General features: G+C 63.5%; 16 protein-coding genes. 8 read left to right on the top strand and 8 right to left on the bottom strand.

Annotated elements, in window-relative coordinates:
• Nucleotides 1-9: 9 nt before the first annotated feature.
• Nucleotides 10-2,754 carry a DNA polymerase I gene (polA, locus tag ACQKIK_RS17415; protein WP_499136867.1) on the top strand — a complete coding sequence of 915 codons (2,745 nt, stop codon included), beginning with the start codon at nt 10-12 and terminating at the stop codon, nt 2,752-2,754.
• Nucleotides 2,755-3,370: 616 nt separating this feature from the next.
• Here polA and ACQKIK_RS17410 read toward each other — a convergent pair.
• The 8 genes from ACQKIK_RS17410 to ACQKIK_RS17375 all read right to left on the bottom strand — a co-directional run bounded on the left by ACQKIK_RS17410 (nt 3,371) and on the right by ACQKIK_RS17375 (nt 9,813).
• The gene (locus ACQKIK_RS17410) at nt 3,371-5,290 is read right to left on the bottom strand and encodes a DUF7844 domain-containing protein (protein WP_499137033.1); all 1,920 of its coding nucleotides are present in this window, start codon (nt 5,288-5,290) and stop codon (nt 3,371-3,373) included.
• A 44-nt stretch (nt 5,291-5,334) separates the two neighbouring features.
• The gene (locus ACQKIK_RS17405) at nt 5,335-5,655 is read right to left on the bottom strand and encodes a DUF2388 domain-containing protein (protein ID WP_045422762.1); all 321 of its coding nucleotides are present in this window, start codon (nt 5,653-5,655) and stop codon (nt 5,335-5,337) included.
• Nucleotides 5,652-5,975, bottom strand: coding sequence for a DUF2388 domain-containing protein (locus ACQKIK_RS17400; RefSeq protein WP_499136866.1), 324 nt, complete (start codon nt 5,973-5,975; stop codon nt 5,652-5,654). The genes ACQKIK_RS17405 and ACQKIK_RS17400 overlap by 4 nt, the downstream gene beginning before the upstream one ends.
• Nucleotides 5,976-6,065: 90 nt before the next feature.
• Entirely contained in the window at nt 6,066-6,383 is a 318-nt protein-coding gene (locus ACQKIK_RS17395) for a DUF2388 domain-containing protein (RefSeq protein WP_499136865.1), read from the bottom strand.
• A 102-nt stretch (nt 6,384-6,485) separates the two neighbouring features.
• The gene (locus ACQKIK_RS17390; protein WP_148925808.1) at nt 6,486-6,689 is read right to left on the bottom strand and encodes a DUF1127 domain-containing protein; all 204 of its coding nucleotides are present in this window, start codon (nt 6,687-6,689) and stop codon (nt 6,486-6,488) included.
• A gap of 219 nt (nt 6,690-6,908) precedes the next feature.
• Nucleotides 6,909-8,360 carry an NAD(P)(+) transhydrogenase (Re/Si-specific) subunit beta gene (locus tag ACQKIK_RS17385; protein WP_148925809.1) on the bottom strand — a complete coding sequence of 484 codons (1,452 nt, stop codon included), beginning with the start codon at nt 8,358-8,360 and terminating at the stop codon, nt 6,909-6,911.
• Entirely contained in the window at nt 8,357-8,677 is a 321-nt protein-coding gene (locus tag ACQKIK_RS17380; RefSeq protein WP_102837186.1) for an NAD(P) transhydrogenase subunit alpha part 2, read from the bottom strand. The genes ACQKIK_RS17385 and ACQKIK_RS17380 overlap by 4 nt, the downstream gene beginning before the upstream one ends.
• 14 nt (nt 8,678-8,691) lie before the next feature.
• A complete protein-coding gene (locus ACQKIK_RS17375) occupies nt 8,692-9,813 on the bottom strand; it encodes a Re/Si-specific NAD(P)(+) transhydrogenase subunit alpha (RefSeq protein WP_102837185.1) in 1,122 nt (373 codons plus the stop codon).
• 521 nt (nt 9,814-10,334) lie between these two features.
• Here ACQKIK_RS17375 and gspE point away from each other — a divergent pair.
• From gspE to gspK, 7 genes are all read left to right on the top strand, one after another.
• Nucleotides 10,335-11,846: a type II secretion system ATPase GspE gene (gspE, locus tag ACQKIK_RS17370; protein ID WP_499136863.1), complete on the top strand. Its 1,512-nt coding sequence runs from the start codon at nt 10,335-10,337 to the stop codon at nt 11,844-11,846.
• 161 nt (nt 11,847-12,007) lie between these two features.
• The gene (gene xcpS / locus ACQKIK_RS17365) at nt 12,008-13,222 is read left to right on the top strand and encodes a GspF family T2SS innner membrane protein variant XcpS (RefSeq protein WP_046163451.1); all 1,215 of its coding nucleotides are present in this window, start codon (nt 12,008-12,010) and stop codon (nt 13,220-13,222) included.
• A 5-nt stretch (nt 13,223-13,227) separates the two neighbouring features.
• A complete protein-coding gene (gspG, locus tag ACQKIK_RS17360; RefSeq protein ID WP_045422747.1) occupies nt 13,228-13,662 on the top strand; it encodes a type II secretion system major pseudopilin GspG in 435 nt (144 codons plus the stop codon).
• A 3-nt stretch (nt 13,663-13,665) separates the two neighbouring features.
• Nucleotides 13,666-14,241: a type II secretion system minor pseudopilin GspH gene (gspH, locus tag ACQKIK_RS17355; RefSeq protein WP_499136862.1), complete on the top strand. Its 576-nt coding sequence runs from the start codon at nt 13,666-13,668 to the stop codon at nt 14,239-14,241.
• Nucleotides 14,238-14,645 (top strand): type II secretion system minor pseudopilin GspI, encoded by a 408-nt coding sequence (gene gspI, locus ACQKIK_RS17350; protein WP_241529800.1) that lies wholly within the window; start codon nt 14,238-14,240, stop codon nt 14,643-14,645. The genes gspH and gspI overlap by 4 nt, the downstream gene beginning before the upstream one ends.
• Nucleotides 14,642-15,358, top strand: a complete 717-nt coding sequence (gene gspJ, locus ACQKIK_RS17345) for a type II secretion system minor pseudopilin GspJ (protein ID WP_499136861.1) — start codon at nt 14,642-14,644, stop codon at nt 15,356-15,358. Before gspI ends, gspJ begins: the two co-directional genes overlap by 4 nt.
• Complete coding sequence (gspK, locus tag ACQKIK_RS17340) at nt 15,355-16,338, top strand: type II secretion system minor pseudopilin GspK (protein ID WP_499136860.1); 984 nt, start codon at nt 15,355-15,357, stop codon at nt 16,336-16,338. The genes gspJ and gspK overlap by 4 nt, the downstream gene beginning before the upstream one ends.
• Nucleotides 16,339-16,341: the final 3 nt, after the last annotated feature.

The following is a 16,341-nucleotide window of genomic DNA, read 5'->3' as shown; positions in this document are numbered from 1 at the left end:
ATCCTGCTCATGAGCCAAGCGCCCCTCGTTCTGGTGGACGGTTCGTCCTACCTCTACCGCGCCTTCCACGCCCTACCGCCGCTGACCACCTCGACCGGCAAGCCCACCGGGGCGGTCAAGGGCGTGCTGAACATGTTGCTGTCGCTGCGCCGGCAATACCCGGACAGCCCCTTCGCGGTGGTCTTCGATGCCAAGGGCCCGACCTTCCGCGACACGCTGTTCGCTGAATACAAATCCCATCGTCCACCGATGCCCGACGACCTCCGCGGGCAGGTCGAGCCGCTGCACGCGAGTGTCCGCGCTTTGGGCATGCCGCTGCTGTGCGTCGAGGGCGTCGAAGCCGACGACGTGATTGGAACACTGGCGCGCCAATGTGCCGCGCTGGGACGCGACGTGATCATCTCCACCGGCGACAAGGACATGGCGCAGCTGGTGTGTCCGCATGTCACGCTGGTCAACACCATGACCGGCAGCGTCTATGACATTGAAGGCGTGAAGAACAAGTTCGGCGTTGGCCCGGAGCTGATCATCGACTTCCTCGCGCTGATGGGCGACAAGGTCGACAACATCCCCGGCGTTCCTGGCGTTGGTGAGAAGACCGCCTGCGGCCTGCTCAACGGCATCGAAGGCGGCATCAAGGGGCTCTACGAGAAGCTCGACAAGGTTTGCGACCTGCCGATTCGCGGCGCCAAGTCGCTGGCCGCCAAACTCGAGGAACACCGCGACGCCGCGTTCATGTCCTACGAGCTGGCGACCATCAAGATCGATGTGCCGCTGGACGTGCAGGTCGGCGACCTGATGCCCGGTGAGCCGCACCGCGAGGCGCTGATCGCCTTGTATCGCGAGTTGGAATTCAAGAACTGGCTCGATGAGCTGCTGCGCGAGGTGAAGGCCGCCGGGGAAAACTGCGAGGTGCAGCCCGAAGGCTGCTCGATCCAGGCCGAAGCCGAGTACAGCACGATTTTCGAGCAAGCCGAGTTCGACGCCTGGCTTGAACAACTGAAGGCCGCCGATTGCTTCGCCTTCGACACCGAAACCACCAGCCTTGATGCGCAGAAGGCACAGCTGGTGGGCGTGTCATTTGCCATCGAGGCGGGCAAAGCGGCGTACGTACCGCTGGCCCACAGCTACATGGGCGTCCCGCAGCAGCTCGATCGCGACGCCGTGCTCGCGGCGCTCAAGCCGCTGCTGGAAGATGCCAGCAAGCGCAAGATCTGCCAGCACGGCAAGTACGACATGAACGTGCTGATGCACTACGGCATCGAGATGCGCGGCATGACCTTCGACACCATGCTCGAGTCCTACGTGCTCGATGCCACCGCCACCCGCCATGACATGGACAGCCTGGCGCTGAAATACCTCGGCCGCGGCACCATCCGTTTCGAAGACATCGCCGGCAAGGGCGCCAAGCAGCTGACCTTCGACCAGATCGCTGTCGAGCAGGCCGGCCCCTACGCCGCCGAAGATGCCGACGTTACCCTGCGCCTGCACCAGACGCTGATGAGCAAGCTCGAGGCCACGCCGTCACTGCTCAAGGTCCTCAGCGAAATCGAGATGCCACTGGTGCCGGTGCTGGCGCGCATCGAGCGCAACGGCGCGCTGGTCGACGCCAATCTGCTCGGGCTGCAGAGCGTCGAGCTGGGTAACAAGCTGGTCGAGCTGGAGCGTGAGGCGTTCGACATCGCTGGCGAGGAGTTCAACCTCGGTTCGCCCAAGCAGCTCTGCGCGATCCTCTATGACAAGCTCGGCTGCCCGGTGCTGTCGAAGACCGCCGGTGGCCAGCCGTCTACGGCGGAAAGCGTGCTGGCCGAGCTGGCTGAGCGGGACTACCCGCTGCCCAAGGTGATCATGCAGCACCGTAGCTTGAGCAAGCTCAAAGGCACCTACACCGACAAGCTGCCGCAGCAGATCAATCCGCGTACCGGACGCATCCACACCAGCTACCACCAGGCCGTGACCGCGACCGGGCGGTTGTCCTCCAGCGACCCGAACCTGCAAAACATCCCGATCCGTACGGCCGAGGGCCGGCGTATCCGTCAGGCCTTCGTCGCGGCGCCGGGTTACAAGCTGCTGGCCGCGGACTATTCGCAGATCGAGTTGCGCATCATGGCGCACCTGGCGCAGGACGCCGGGCTGTTGTACGCCTTCCAGAACGACCTGGACGTCCACCGTGCCACGGCGGCCGAAGTGTTCGGCGTCGAGCTGGACCAGGTCAGTAACGATCAGCGGCGCAGCGCCAAGGCGATCAACTTCGGCCTGATCTATGGCATGAGCGCCTTTGGCCTGGCCAAGCAGATCGACGTTTCGCGTGGCGAAGCACAGGCCTATATCGACCGCTACTTTGCCCGCTACCCCGGCGTGCTCGCCTACATGGAACGCACCCGCACCCAGGCCGCGGAGCAGGGCTATGTGGAGACGCTGTTCGGCCGGCGGCTGTATTTACCCGAGATCAACTCGAAGAATGGCGCCATGCGCAAAGGTGCCGAGCGCACGGCGATCAACGCGCCGATGCAGGGCACCGCGGCGGACATCATCAAGCGCGCCATGATCGCGGTGGACAACTGGCTGCAGGAGAGCGGGCTGGATGCGCGCGTCATCCTGCAGGTGCACGATGAACTGGTGGTCGAGGTCCGTGAAGATCTGGTCGAGCAGGTTCGCGAGCAGATTCTTCCGTTGATGAGCGGAGCAGCCCAGCTGGACGTGCCGCTGCTGGTTGAGGCGGGCGTCGGCAATAACTGGGACGAAGCGCACTGACGGCACCTGCGAGTCGACGGTCTGTAGTCGGCTCGCTCAGCCGCGAGCAGACGTCAGTTCTTACCGCGGATAGTCGGAAAGGGGCGTTGGCGGAATGTGTCAGGTTAGGGAGCTGCGTGAAAATGCGGTGAGGGGCGGCTGGACAAGGGCGCGTCGCGTTCGTGCAGCCTCGGGACGCCCCGTTTTAGAGCGGCCACGCCCCGTTATGAAATTATTTTTCGATCCGTATTGAACTGACGGATCGGAAGCCTGGTCATAGGCTACGAAGGGTGTAAAAGCCCTTCGATGCTCCTTGTTGTGTTAAGTGTTGGCAGATCTCTGGATACGCCTATGGCGTTCCGGATTTAGACCTCGAACTTCCCCCTCCCCCAACGAAGTTCGAGGTTTTTTTTCGTCTCGGAAAAAGTGCCGGCACGTTGCTGGCAGGTGCCTCCGGCTGCGCCTTCATGTGGCGCTGCCGATCCGCTTCGCTTTGTAGGAGCGAGGGAGGCGCCCCAATTCTTGCTCGTGATCATGGGCGTTGCGCATAACCTGGCACGTGGGTGGGATGTGTATCGCCAGCAAGCTGGCGCCTCCGAGATCGGCGTTAACGGGGGGGCGGCGCGGCGGACGGGCGTCAGGGTAGCTGCAGACCTCCGCCGGCTTTGTGCAATCCGCGTAGGTGTTTACTGATCTGCGCCAGATTGGCTTCGACGCTTTCCAACTCCAGCCGCCGCTCTTCGCCGAGCAACAGGCGCACCTCGGCATTCAGCGAATCGGTAAGCTGATTCAAGCGCGCCTGGCGTTGGCTGCTTTCCGACTCCAGGCGCTGCCATTCGCTGGCCTGCGGCAGCCCGTAGCCGTTGCCGTCGAGCAATTGCGCCGGCTGGCTCAGATAACCGCTGTTGGCGAGAATGCCCTGCAGGGTTTCATCCGCCTTGGCCAGGCTCCCGTCGCCGTGCTCGCGGCCGCTCAGATAACGATTTTTCAACTCTTCTTGAGCCAGCAGCAGATGCCGGCGCAGCGCCGCCTGTTCGACCAGCAGCAGGGCAGCGCTGGCGCGCAGGTCGGCTTTTTCGATCCAAGGACGACGTTGTTCGGCGCTGAGCGCTAGCCAGGCTTCGACATCCGTCTGCGGCAAGCCCAGACGCTCGCGAAGCACGGTGAACATGGCCTGGTAGCGATCACGGTAGGAATCGAAGCGATACCCCAGGCGCAGCGCCTCTTGTGGGTCGTCGAGTACGCTGGCATCGGCCAGGCCACGGCTGATCAGGAGTTCCAGCAGGCCGCTGGGCAGGATGCTGTCCAGCGCAACGAGTTCGGGACGGGCGGTGCCGCTGCGTAGCAGCTTGAGCGTTTCCACCGCGCAATTGTTGGACAGGAAGTAGTAATCACCGTCGTAGCTCCAGTGCATTTCGGCGCTGCGGGTCACCAGGTTCTCGATCTCGTCACGCTGCAGTTTCAGCGGGATCGAGGCGAGGCTGCGCAGTTCGACCTTGGTGTACTCGTCGATCACCTGGCCCAGCGGCAGGACGAACAGGCGTGACGGATAGACGCCGGTGAGTCCGTCCCAGCTCGACAGCTGCACGTCGCCAACGAAGGCGCGGAAAGACAGCACCAGGTGATGGTCCAGATCCAGGCGGCAGTCTGACCCGCGCGGCCGACCTGGCGCACAGATAACCAGGCGCAGCATGCTGTGGCCCCAGCGACTGACCCATGCGTCGTTGGCCTCGGCGAACAGATAGTCAACGGCGTAGACGCGCTCGGGGTCGAGCTCGATCAGCGGGGTGCGCGCAAAGTCGTGTCCGGCATTGAGGATCGGCAGTGCGCCTTTGCATGCCTCCGCTCTGGCCGGTTGCCAGCCGAAATGTTCAGTGAAATAGCGATGCAGCAGCGGCCGACGGCAGGCGTAGCTGGGGTCCAGAAGAAAGTACTCCAGGTTCACCGCAACGAATTCCAGTGGGCTGGTCAGCTCATAGGCATCGGGGCTGCGCGCCTGTTGCGCATTTTCGCGCTCGCGCTCGCCACGCTCGCCGACGCGTTGCGGCCAGCCGGCAAGATCAAGCAGATATGGATCATCACTGAGGGTAAACCGGCGCTCGGTCTGGCCGCGGCAACTGTCCGGCAACCCGACCAGGCCGAGGCTGCCGGCGCGTTGATTACAGAAACCCAGTTGCCGATGGGTTTCCGCTGACCAGAGGTGGGCGCGGTCATATAGATGGGCAATCTCATGGACCAGTGTCGCCAACATCTCGCGCCGCACCGTGCCGTGCGGTCGTTCCGTGCGTTGATTGGCCGCGCTGCCATCGGTCAGTGCTGGCAACAGGCGCCGATTGAGCAGCAGCAGGTCGCCGCCGGCACTTCCATAAACGTCGTGGGTCAGCCCGTCATGCCAGCGGACGCGGACGTCCCGGTCCAGGCGTTCCATCATTCGCGGCGGCAGCGCGGCTACCGCTTCGTCCAGCAATTGCTGGCTGGCTGCCCGTTCGGCCGGTTGCAGGTCGGCGTCATCCAGGGTCAGGCGCAGTTCGGCCAGGCACACATTGCCGAACGCCATGACCGCAGTGAGCGCAACGCCCAGCCAGCGGGCCCAGGACGGTTTCACTGAGCGAGGATGGCTTCGGCCAGCGCCAGGTCACTGGCTTGCTGTGCTTCCGGGAATGCACCGCGCAAGCGGCCGAGCGCGGCTTCCAGTCGCGCGCCACGAATCTCACCACCGCTGGCGACAAAGCCGGCTGCTTCATCGCGGGCTTCGCTGACGACCTTCATGTCGCTGATGCGGCTGGTCACGTCGGAGGTGAAATTGATGCTGCGGTCCAGGGCATTGACGACGATATTGCTGGTAGCTACCAGCGTCTGTGCCTGAGCACCGCTGGCAAGAAGGGCCAGGGCAAAAGGCGCAGCGATCAGCTTGAGGTTCATGAGTCTTCTCGAGGGAGCGGAGTGGGTGATTGGACGAGGATTGCCTCGGCCAGTTCAAGGTCGCTTGCCGTCAGCTGCGGTTGCCGCTCGCGCAGCCAGCGCAAGGCACCTTCCAGGCGAGCGCCACGAAGCTCGCCGTGGCTGGCAACGAACCCGGCGGCGTCGTCGCGGGCGTTGAGGATCAGCTTGTTGTCGAAGGGGGCGCTGGTCACCTGGCTGGCGACGTAGGAAGACGCGACGGTTTTGCCGATGAGGCTGTCGAAGGCCTGCGCGCTGCCGCAGACGCAGCAGCCGGCGAGTACAAGGTAAAGCGAACGCATGTGAACCCTGGGGCTGAACAATCAGCCGGCAAGGCTAGCGAAACGCCAGCTCCAGAGCCAGAGCCAGAGCCATGCTCCCCACGCCGCGTATCAGAGCGCCAGGATTGCGCCAGCCAGCTGCAGATCGCTGGCGAGAAGATCCGGGGCCTGGGTGCGGATGTGCTTCAGCGCCGCTTCCAGGTGAGCGCCGCGCGCCTCGCCATTGCTGGCGACGAAACGCGCCGCATCGTCCTTGGCGTCGAGAACCAGCTTGTCATCGCCCAGGTTCGAGGTGATATCGGAGGTGCCTTCGACGGTGTTGACCAGCGAGGCGCCGATGGCATCGATGGTGCCGGTGATGCTTCCGGCTGACGCGGTGCCCGCGACCAGGCAGGCCGCGGTGGCAACTGACAACAGATACTTGTTCATGGTGTTCTCCAGGCTAGACGCAATTTTCGCCGTTACTCGCTATGACCTTTGGGCCAGCGTGCCGTTCAGCTTAAGGCCCGACGGGGCCGCCTGGAAGCGGCTTTATCCGCGCCAGAAGGGCTTGCTCAGCTCGTCCATCCGCTCGCTCTGGCTGATGCCGACATCGGCCAACTGACGCTCATCGAGCGCAGCCAGGTGCTGGCGGGTTCGCGCGCGTCGCTGCCACAGACGTAGCTGCTGCAATACCCGGTGCAGCGGCGGCAAGCCGATTGCTGTTTTTTGCCTCCAAGTCAGTACGCGCTCCATGAGCCGCTCCTTCCCGCAATTCACGGGGATGGGTTATGGGCAGATAGAGTCGCGTGCCGGGCTGTTGCGTAACAGCCACAGGGAATCTGAATTGTGCCGGTCCAGTTGTGCAAGCAGGCCTACTGTACCGGTGCTTCAGGTGCCGAATTGTTCGGTTGAGGGTGCATAAAAAACCCCTCGCGGCTGAGCCGCGAGGGGTTCTGGTGCAGCGGGTGGTGCTTATTCCACGGCCTTGACCATGTCTTCGACGACCTTCTTGGCATCACCGAAGACCATCATGGTCTTGTCCATGTAGAACAGTTCGTTATCCAGACCGGCATAGCCGCTGGCCATGGAGCGTTTGTTGACGATGACCGTCTTGGCTTTGTACGCCTCGAGGATCGGCATGCCGGCGATAGGCGATTTGGGATCGTTCTTCGCGGCCGGGTTGACCACGTCGTTGGCGCCAAGCACCAGCACCACGTCGGCCTGGCCGAATTCGGAGTTGATGTCGTCCATTTCGAAGACCATCTCGTACGGCACTTCGGCCTCGGCCAGCAGCACGTTCATGTGCCCGGGCATACGGCCCGCAACCGGGTGGATCGCATACTTCACGGTCACGCCCATGTGCGTCAGCTTCTCGGCCAGTTCCATCAGTGCGTGCTGTGCACGCGCCACCGCCAGGCCATAGCCGGGAACGATGATCACGGTGTCGGCGTTCGACAGCAGGAAGGCGGCGTCATCGCTGGAGCCGGATTTGACCGGACGCTGCTCTTGGCTGCCTTTTGCCGGGCCGGCATCGGCGTCGCCACCGAAGCCACCGAGAATGACGTTGAAGAACGAACGGTTCATCGCCTTGCACATGATGTACGAGAGGATCGCGCCGCTCGAGCCCACCAGCGAACCGGCGATGATCAGCATCGAGTTGTTCAGGGAGAAGCCGATACCGGCCGCTGCCCAGCCCGAGTAGCTGTTGAGCATCGATACAACCACCGGCATGTCCGCGCCACCGATAGGGATGATGATCAGCACACCGATCACGAACGCCAGCGCCACGAGGATCAGGAACGCGGTGAAGTTGCCGCTGAAGGTGTAGATCAGGCCCAGCACCAGAATCGCCACGCCAACGGCGAGGTTGATCTTGTGCTGGTTGGGGAACGAGACAGGCGCGCCCTGGAACAGGCGGAACTTGTACTTGCCCGACAGCTTGCCGAAGGCGATCACCGAACCGGAGAAGGTTATGGCGCCGATGGCTGCACCGAGGAACAGCTCCAGACGGTTACCGGCCGGGATCGGGTAGCCGATGGCTTGGACGATACCCAGCGATTGCGGCTCGAGCACGGCAGCGATGGCGATGAACACCGCGGCCAGGCCGATCATGCTGTGCATGAAGGCGACCAGTTCGGGCATCTTGGTCATCTCGACGCGCTTGGCCATCAGTGTGCCGATGGTGCCGCCGACCAGCAGGCCAAAGACGATGAAGCCCAGACCGCTCCAAGGGCTGGCGCTCTCGACCAGCTGGGCGCCCAGTTTGAACACCAGAAATACCGTGGTGACCACGGCGATGCCCATGCCGATCATGCCGAACAGGTTGCCGCGGCGCGAGGTGGTGGGGTGCGACAGGCCTTTCAACGCCTGGATGAAGCTCACCGAGGCGACGAGGTAGAGCAGGGTAATCAGATTCATGCTCATGGCTTGACCTCCGCCTTGGCGCCTGCGCGCTCCTTCTTCTTGAACATTTCCAGCATGCGGCGAGTGACGAGGAAGCCACCGAACACGTTGACCGCGGCCAGGGTCACCGCCAGGGTGCCCATCAGCTTGCCCATCGGGGTGACAGTCAGGGCGGCAGCGAGCATGGCGCCGACGATGACGATCGCCGAGATGGCGTTGGTGACTGCCATCAGCGGCGTGTGCAGCGCGGGGGTGACGTTCCAGACCACGTGGTAGCCGACGTAGATCGCCAGCACAAAGATGATCAGGTTGTAGATGCCATCAGATATCAGGTCCATTCTTTCGGGCTCCCTTAACCGTTGGTGCGCACGACCTGGCCGTCGCGGCACATCAGGCACGCGGCGACGATGTCGTCTTCGAGATTGAGCTGGAACTTGGCTTCGCCATCGATCACCAGCTTGAGGAAGTCCAGCAGGTTGCGTGCGTATAGCGCCGAGGCATCCGCCGGCACGTGCGTCGCCAGGTTGGTGTAGCCAACCAGGGTCACGCCGTGCTTGACCACCACCTGATCGGCTTCGGTCAATGGACAGTTACCGCCCTGAGAGGCGGCGAGGTCGATCACCACCGAGCCGGGCTTCATCTGCTGCACGGTTTCTTCCTGCAACAGCGTCGGCGCCTTGCGGCCCGGAATCAGCGCAGTGGTGATGATGATGTCGGCCTGCTTGGCACGTTCGTGCACGGCCTGCGCCTGACGCGCCATCCAGCTGGCCGGCATCGGCCGGGCATAGCCGCCAACACCTTCGGCGCATTCGCGCTCTTCGTCGGTCTCGCAGGGCACATCAACGAACTTGGCGCCGAGCGATTCGATCTGCTCCTTCACCGCCGGACGTACGTCCGAGGCTTCGATGACCGCGCCCAGGCGCTTGGCCGTGGCAATGGCCTGCAGACCCGCTACACCGGCACCGAGGATCAGCACCCGTGCGGCTTTCACCGTACCGGCGGCGGTCATCAGCATCGGCATGAAGCGCGGGTACTGGTTGGCGGCAACCATCACTGCCTTGTAGCCGGCGATGTTGGCCTGTGAGGAGAGCACGTCGAGGCTTTGCGCGCGCGAGGTGCGCGGCGCGGCTTCCAGGGCGAAGGCGGTGATCCCGCGTTCGGCCATGCGTGCGATGTTTTCATTGTCGAAGGGATTGAGCATGCCGACCAAGACCGTGCCTGGCTGCATCTGCGCCAGTTCGGTTTCGCTCGGTGCGTTCACCTTCAGCAGGATCTCTGCTGCGAACGCCGCAGCGGCATCGGCGATGGTTGCGCCTGCCGCTTCGAAGGCACTGTCCGGAACACTGGCCTGTACGCCAGCTCCGCTCTGCACCGTCACCCGATGCCCTTGCCCGATCAGCTTCTTGATGGTTTCCGGTGTCGCGGCAACGCGCGTTTCACCGGGCCTGGTTTCGAGAGGAACACCAATGTGCATTGTTCTTGTTCTCCTGCTTGATCGTAACCAGCGTGCTGCGCGGTAACCCGGCTATCGCAACGCTGGCGTTACTTTTCGCCCGGCCACTGCGGATGGCGGCTGGGTGTGAATCGGCTAACGGGCCCCTGCACTTGCCGGTTTGCCTGCTGCGGCGCGGCATTCTGCAAGGGCTATGGAAATCAAACAACTGTTTTAATCTGAACGCAACGGCGGATGTTCGTTCACGGCGTGACCATTAGGTTGCTTTGTATCGCTGCAGGCTGCGTCGGTATTGGGTTCGACCTTCGTCTAAGGTTCTGTACTCGGTTATGCGCGGCGCAATCATGAATGACGGACCATAGACGTTGTATTCGTCGGCGGGCTTGTCTGTATGCGACCTTGGTGCCGGTCGGCGCGGCGCATGTGCAAAAAAAATCGGATCAGTGCCTGTAATGTCATGGATTCCCTGTAGTCCAATGCATTTGGTTGCGCTGGCTTCGGAATGCCGACGACGTTCGATCGTATTACTCATGAGAATTCACATGGCCGATCTAGACGTGAATGAAATGATCTTGATGGAGGAATCGCAGCCCAGGCGGCTGCCGTTCGCTTTCGCTCGCCGCCACGGCGTGCTTCTGCTGGAGCGCCCGGAGGGCCTGCGTTTGTGCGCCCGCGAAGGTGCGCCGCTGACCGCTGTGCAGGAGGCCCAGCGTGTCGCCGGTGGTCCGTTGGCGATGCAATGGCTGGCGCAGGATGAATTCGAGCAGGCCCTGAGTGCGGCCTATCAACACGACTCTTCCGCTGCGATGCAGATGGTCGAAGGGCTCGGCGATGATATGGACCTGCACAGCCTGGCTGATCAGATCCAGGAAACCGAGGATCTGCTGGAACAGGAAGACGACGCCCCGATCATTCGCCTGATCAACGCCATCCTGGGCGAGGCGATCAAGGAGAACGCCTCCGATATCCATGTTGAAACCTTCGAAAAACGTCTGGTCATTCGCTTTCGTATCGACGGCATCCTGCGCGAAGTTGTGCAGCCCAAGCGGGAGCTGGCGGCGCTGCTGGTGTCGCGGATCAAGGTCATGGCGCGGCTGGATATTGCCGAAAAGCGTATTCCGCAGGATGGCCGCATCTCCTTGCGGGTGGGTGGCCGTGAGGTGGATATCCGTGTGTCGACCCTGCCTTCGGCCAACGGCGAGCGGGTTGTACTGCGTCTGTTGGACAAGCAGGCCGGCCGGCTCACGCTCCGCCATCTGGGCATGAGCGACCGTGATCGCAAGGTCATGGAACAGGCCGTGCAAAAGCCGCACGGGATCATTCTCGTCACCGGCCCGACCGGCTCGGGTAAGACCACCACGCTGTACGCCAGTCTGGTCACGCTCAATGACCGTACGCGCAACATCCTCACCGTCGAGGACCCGATCGAATACAACCTCGAGGGCATCGGCCAGACCCAGGTCAACACCAAGGTCGACATGACCTTCGCGCGGGGCCTGCGCGCCATTTTGCGCCAGGACCCCGACGTGGTGATGGTCGGCGAGATCCGCGACCAGGAAACCGCCGACATGGCCGTGCAGGCTTCGCTTACCGGTCATCTGGTGCTCTCGACCCTGCACACCAACAGCGCCATCGGAGCGGTCACCCGCCTGGTGGACATGGGTGTCGAGCCGTTCCTGATCTCCTCGTCGCTGCTTGGTGTGCTGGCCCAACGCCTCGTCCGGGTGCTGTGTAATGACTGCAAACGCGCCTATGTCGCCGACGAGGCCGAGTGCGCGCTGTTCGGTCTCGACCCGAGCGAAGCCCCAACGCTCTACCACGCCGAAGGCTGCGACGTTTGTCGCCAGCTGGGCTACCGTGGGCGGACCGGCATCTACGAACTGGTGCTGTTCGACGACACCCTGCGCAGCATGATCCACACCCGCGCCGCCGAGCAGGACATGGTTCGCCATGCCCGCCGCCTGGGCCCGAGCATTCGTGACGACGGCCTGCGCAAGGTGCGAGAAGGTGTGACCACCATCGAAGAAGTGTTGCGCGTGACACGCGAGGAATAAGCGCATGAGCAGTACTGGCAGAAGGATCGCTACCCGGCCATGACCAGCCCTGATGAATACATCCATACCGCCGCTGCCGACGTTGGGCAGGCGACTGCCCTCCAGCGGTTTCGTGTCCGCTGCCCCGCGCTAGGGCACTTGACCGCGATGGCTGAGCGCTAATGGCGGCGTTCGAATACATCGCCCTCGATCCGCGTGGTCGCGAGCAGAAGGGCCTGATCGAGGCGGACAGCGCGCGGCAGGCGCGGCAGCTGTTGCGCGAGAAGCAATGGTCTCCGTTGGAGGTCAAACAGGCCAAGGCCAAGGAAGACATCAGTGGCGGAGGTTTCGCGTTTGGCCGTGGGCTGTCGGCGCGCGACCTGGCGCTGGTGACCCGACAGCTGGCGACCCTGGTGCAGGCTGCGTTGCCCATCGAGGAAGCGCTGCGTGCGGCAGCGGCGCAGTCGTCTTCACAGAAGATCAAGTCGATGCTGCTGGCCGTTCGGGCACGGGTGATGGAAGGCCATAGCCTGGCGGGATCGCTGCGTGAATACCCATCGGCATTTCCCGAGTTGTACCGCGCCACGGTTGCGGCCGGCGAGCATGCCGGTCACCTCGGGTTGGTGCTCGATCAGCTGGCCGATTACACCGATCAACGCCAGCAGTCGCGGCAGAAGATTCAACTGGCGCTGCTGTATCCGGTGATCCTGCTGGTGGCCTCGCTGGCCATCGTGGTGCTGCTGCTGGGCTATGTGGTGCCGGACGTGGTGAAGGTGTTCGTCAATACCGGGCAGGCGCTGCCGGCCCTGACCACAGGGCTGATCGCGGTAAGCGAAGTGGTGCAGCACTGGGGTTGGCTGATGCTCATTGGCATTGTCGCCGCCGCCCTGGCGATGCGGCAGGCGCTGCGTGATGAAAAGATAAAGCGCCGCTGGCATGCCTTCATCCTGCGCATTCCGCTGGTGGGTCGGCTGGCGCGGGCGACCAACACCGCGCGTTTCGCCTCGACCCTGGCGATTCTCACCCGCAGCGGTGTGCCGCTGGTGGATGCGCTGGGCATTGCGGCGGCGGTGATCGCCAACCTGCGTATCCGTGACAAGGTCATCGAGGCAGCGCAGCGCGTGCGTGAGGGCGGTAGCCTGACCCGCGCGCTGGATGCCACCGGCGAGTTTCCACCGATGATGCTGCACATGATTGCCAGCGGTGAGAAATCCGGTGAGCTGGATCAGATGCTGGCGCGCACCGCGCGCAATCAGGAGAACGATCTGGCTGCGCAAATATCGCTGATGGTGGGACTTTTCGAGCCCTTCATGCTGGTGTTCATGGGGGCTGTGGTATTGGTAATCGTGTTGGCGATCCTGCTGCCGATCCTTTCTCTCAATCAACTGGTGGGCTAGTGAGAATGACGTTGAACGAACGCAAACAGGGTGGCTTCACCCTTATCGAAATCATGGTGGTGGTGGTGATCCTGGGGATTCTCGCCGCGCTGGTGGTGCCGCAGGTGATGAACCGCCCGGATCAGGCCAAGGTCACCGTGGCCAAGGGCGATATCAAGGCCATCGGTGCCGCCCTCGACATGTACAAGCTGGATAACTATTCCTACCCCAGCACGCAGCAGGGGCTGGATGCGCTGGTGGAGAAGCCGGGCGGCAATCCGCAGCCGAAGAACTGGAACCGCGACGGCTACCTCAAGCGTGTGCCGAAGGATCCATGGGGCAACGAATACCAGTATCTGTCGCCCGGCACCGAAGGCGCGTACGACCTGTACTCCTATGGTGCCGATGGTAAGCAGGGCGGCTCCGAGCTGAACGCGGACATCGGTAACTGGGACCTCTGATCCATGCCCCAGGCGCGCCGGGACGGTGGCTTCACGCTGATCGAGCTGCTGGTGGTGATCGTCATCCTTGGCAGCCTGGTGGGCCTGGCGGTGCTATCGACCGGTAACACCAGCTCGTCGCGTGAAATCCGTGATGAAGCGCAGCGCGTGGCTACCCTGATCAGCCTGATGGCCGACGAAGCCGTACTCGATAGCCGCGAATATGGCCTGCGGTTCGACCGGGACGGTTACCGGGTGATGCACTACGACGAAGCCGATGCGCGCTGGCGCGATGTTGGTGACAGCGAGGCGCACCAGGCACCCGAATGGATGAGCCTGGAGCTGGAACTCGACGGCACGCCGTTGCAATTGGTGGCGCCGGTCAAGCGCGAGGATGACCCGGCCGGGCTGTCCAACGACGAGGATCGAGAGCGTCGGCGAGCCCCTCGCGTGCAGCCGCAGCTGCTGATCCTTTCCAGCGGAGAGCTGTCTCCGTTCACCCTGACCCTATCCGATCAGCGACCTGGAGGGAGCCGCTGGATGGTGTCCAGCGATGGCTTTCGCATGCCTCGTGCCGAACCCGTGGAGACCCGTCGATGAGCCATCGTCCGGCGCGCTCGCGCGGCTTTACCCTGCTTGAAGTGCTGGTGGCGCTGGCGATTTTCGCCATCGTCGCGGCTGTGGTGTTGACCGCGGCCGCGCGCAGCGTGAGCAATGCCGGGCGGCTGGAAGCGCTGACTCTGGCCGGCTGGATCGCCGACAACCGCCTCACCGAGCTGCAGCTGCAACAACCGGCACCGAGCGTTGGCCGCGAAGATACCCGCCTGGAATTCGCTGGCCGTCAATGGCAGACCCTGAGCGAAGTGGAAACCAGCGGCACGCCCGGTTTGCTGCGTATTCGCGTCTGGGTCGCGGCCGCCGAGCAGCGGCGGGGTGCCGGGGCCGGCTCCATCGAAGAGCGCGCGGTGACCAGCCTCACCGGCTTCGTTGGCGTTGACCCATGAAGATCCGCACAGCTCGTGCCACCGCAGGCTTCACGCTACTCGAGTTGCTGATCGCCATCGCCCTGTTCGCGCTGTTGGGCTTGGCCACCTACCGCATGCTCGAAGCGGTAATGCGCAGTGATGAGGTGGTGCGGGCGCAGGAAGTGCAGCTGCGCGAACTCGGGCGCGCGATGTGGAGTTTGGAACGCGACCTCATTCAGGCCATGCCACGACCGGTGCGCGACGGCTATGGCGACGAGCAGAACGCGTTCATCGGCCAGATGGCCGGCGCCGCAGACGGCGTGTCGCTGGAGCTGACCCGCAGCGGCTGGCGAAACCCCACCGGTATGCGTCGGGCCAACCTGCAGCGGGTGCGCTGGCGGCTGGTTGGCGACACGCTGGAGCGGGTCTATTGGGTGGTGCTCGATCGCGACGTGGACAGCGAACCACGGGTGCAGCCTGTGCTCGACAATGTGTTGGCACTGCGGCTGCGCTATCTGGATGCGGAGAACACCTGGCACGAGGAATGGCCGCCGTTCGAATTCGGCCGCGGTGACCCGGCTGAACAAGCGCGGCGGCTGCCGCTCGCCGTGGAGGTCTCCATTGACCATCAGCGTTACGGCACCATCACCCGCCTGCTGCGGTTGCCGGATGGCCCGACGCCGGCTCCGCAATTCATCCAGCCCGACTCCCAGGGCGTACCGGAGCCCGGCGGCGTGGGAGAGATGCAATGAAGGCCCAGCGCGGCGTCGCGCTCATCACCGTGCTGCTGGTGGTCGCCATCGTTACGGTGATTTGCGCCGGGATGATTGCGCGTCAGCAGCTGTCGATCCGAGGTACCGGCAACCAGCTGCAGGCGCGTCAGGCCTTGCACTACGCGCTGGGTGGGGAGGCGCTGGCGCAAACCATGCTGCGCCGTGATCTGCAGCTGTCCGGTCAGGGCACAGGGCAACCGGCGGTGGATCATCTGCTGGAGCCCTGGGCGCTGCCGCAACCGGCGTACGATCTCGACGAGGGTCAGGGGCAGGTCCAGGTACGAATCGAGGACCTGGCCGGGCGTTTCAATCTCAACAGCCTGGTGCAGGAACAACAGCCCAACGCGGCAGCGCTCGCACAGTTTCGCCGGCTGCTGCTGCGCCTGCAGATCACCGAGCCTTATGCCGAGCGGCTGGTGGACTGGATCGACAGCGATCAGCAACCCAGCGGCGAAACGGGCGCGGAGGACAACGCCTACCTGCTGCTTGATCCGCCTTATCGCACGGCGGGCAGGCGGCTGGAGGACCTCTCCGAACTGCGCCTGCTGCTCGGTATGCGCGATGAAGACTTTCAGCGTCTGGCGCCCTATGTCAGTGTGCTGCCAGCGGATACACCGCTGAACCTCAACACAGCCAGTGCCATGGTGCTGTCGAGCCTTGCCGACAGCCTCAGCCCCAGCGCCGCCGAATCGCTGGTGAAGGCACGACAATCTGCCCCGTTCCGTGACACGGCCAGTTTCATGGCGCAACCAGCGCTCAGCGGTGTCCAACTTCAAAGCACCAACATCGCAGTGACCAGTCAATTATTCCAGGCCATCAGCGAGGTGCGCCTAGCGGACCGCCGCCTGGCACTGGTGAGTCAGCTGCGGCGTGAGGACGATGGCGATGTTCGCGTGCTGCAGCGCAACCTGGGACAGCCGCCACGGCTGCCCCGACCAACCAATGACGGAGATCGATAGCCG

This window comes from Pseudomonas sp. NPDC047961 (genome assembly GCF_050272435.1).
Classification (GTDB): domain Bacteria; phylum Pseudomonadota; class Gammaproteobacteria; order Pseudomonadales; family Pseudomonadaceae; genus Stutzerimonas.
The sequence above is the reverse complement of the archived record's forward strand: the minus strand, read 5'-3'. Positions and strand labels throughout refer to the sequence as shown.

Coding starts and splice junctions, on each gene's coding strand:
- polA (WP_499136867.1), top strand. CDS start 10: ATGAGCCAAGCGCCCCTCGTTCTGGTGGACGGTTCGTCCTACCTCTAC.
- ACQKIK_RS17410 (WP_499137033.1), bottom strand. CDS start 5,290: ATGGCGTTCGGCAATGTGTGCCTGGCCGAACTGCGCCTGACCCTGGAT.
- ACQKIK_RS17405 (WP_045422762.1), bottom strand. CDS start 5,655: ATGAACCTCAAGCTGATCGCTGCGCCTTTTGCCCTGGCCCTTCTTGCC.
- ACQKIK_RS17400 (WP_499136866.1), bottom strand. CDS start 5,975: ATGCGTTCGCTTTACCTTGTACTCGCCGGCTGCTGCGTCTGCGGCAGC.
- ACQKIK_RS17395 (WP_499136865.1), bottom strand. CDS start 6,383: ATGAACAAGTATCTGTTGTCAGTTGCCACCGCGGCCTGCCTGGTCGCG.
- ACQKIK_RS17390 (WP_148925808.1), bottom strand. CDS start 6,689: ATGGAGCGCGTACTGACTTGGAGGCAAAAAACAGCAATCGGCTTGCCG.
- ACQKIK_RS17385 (WP_148925809.1), bottom strand. CDS start 8,360: ATGAGCATGAATCTGATTACCCTGCTCTACCTCGTCGCCTCGGTGAGC.
- ACQKIK_RS17380 (WP_102837186.1), bottom strand. CDS start 8,677: ATGGACCTGATATCTGATGGCATCTACAACCTGATCATCTTTGTGCTG.
- ACQKIK_RS17375 (WP_102837185.1), bottom strand. CDS start 9,813: ATGCACATTGGTGTTCCTCTCGAAACCAGGCCCGGTGAAACGCGCGTT.
- gspE (WP_499136863.1), top strand. CDS start 10,335: ATGGCCGATCTAGACGTGAATGAAATGATCTTGATGGAGGAATCGCAG.
- xcpS (WP_046163451.1), top strand. CDS start 12,008: ATGGCGGCGTTCGAATACATCGCCCTCGATCCGCGTGGTCGCGAGCAG.
- gspG (WP_045422747.1), top strand. CDS start 13,228: ATGACGTTGAACGAACGCAAACAGGGTGGCTTCACCCTTATCGAAATC.
- gspH (WP_499136862.1), top strand. CDS start 13,666: ATGCCCCAGGCGCGCCGGGACGGTGGCTTCACGCTGATCGAGCTGCTG.
- gspI (WP_241529800.1), top strand. CDS start 14,238: ATGAGCCATCGTCCGGCGCGCTCGCGCGGCTTTACCCTGCTTGAAGTG.
- gspJ (WP_499136861.1), top strand. CDS start 14,642: ATGAAGATCCGCACAGCTCGTGCCACCGCAGGCTTCACGCTACTCGAG.
- gspK (WP_499136860.1), top strand. CDS start 15,355: ATGAAGGCCCAGCGCGGCGTCGCGCTCATCACCGTGCTGCTGGTGGTC.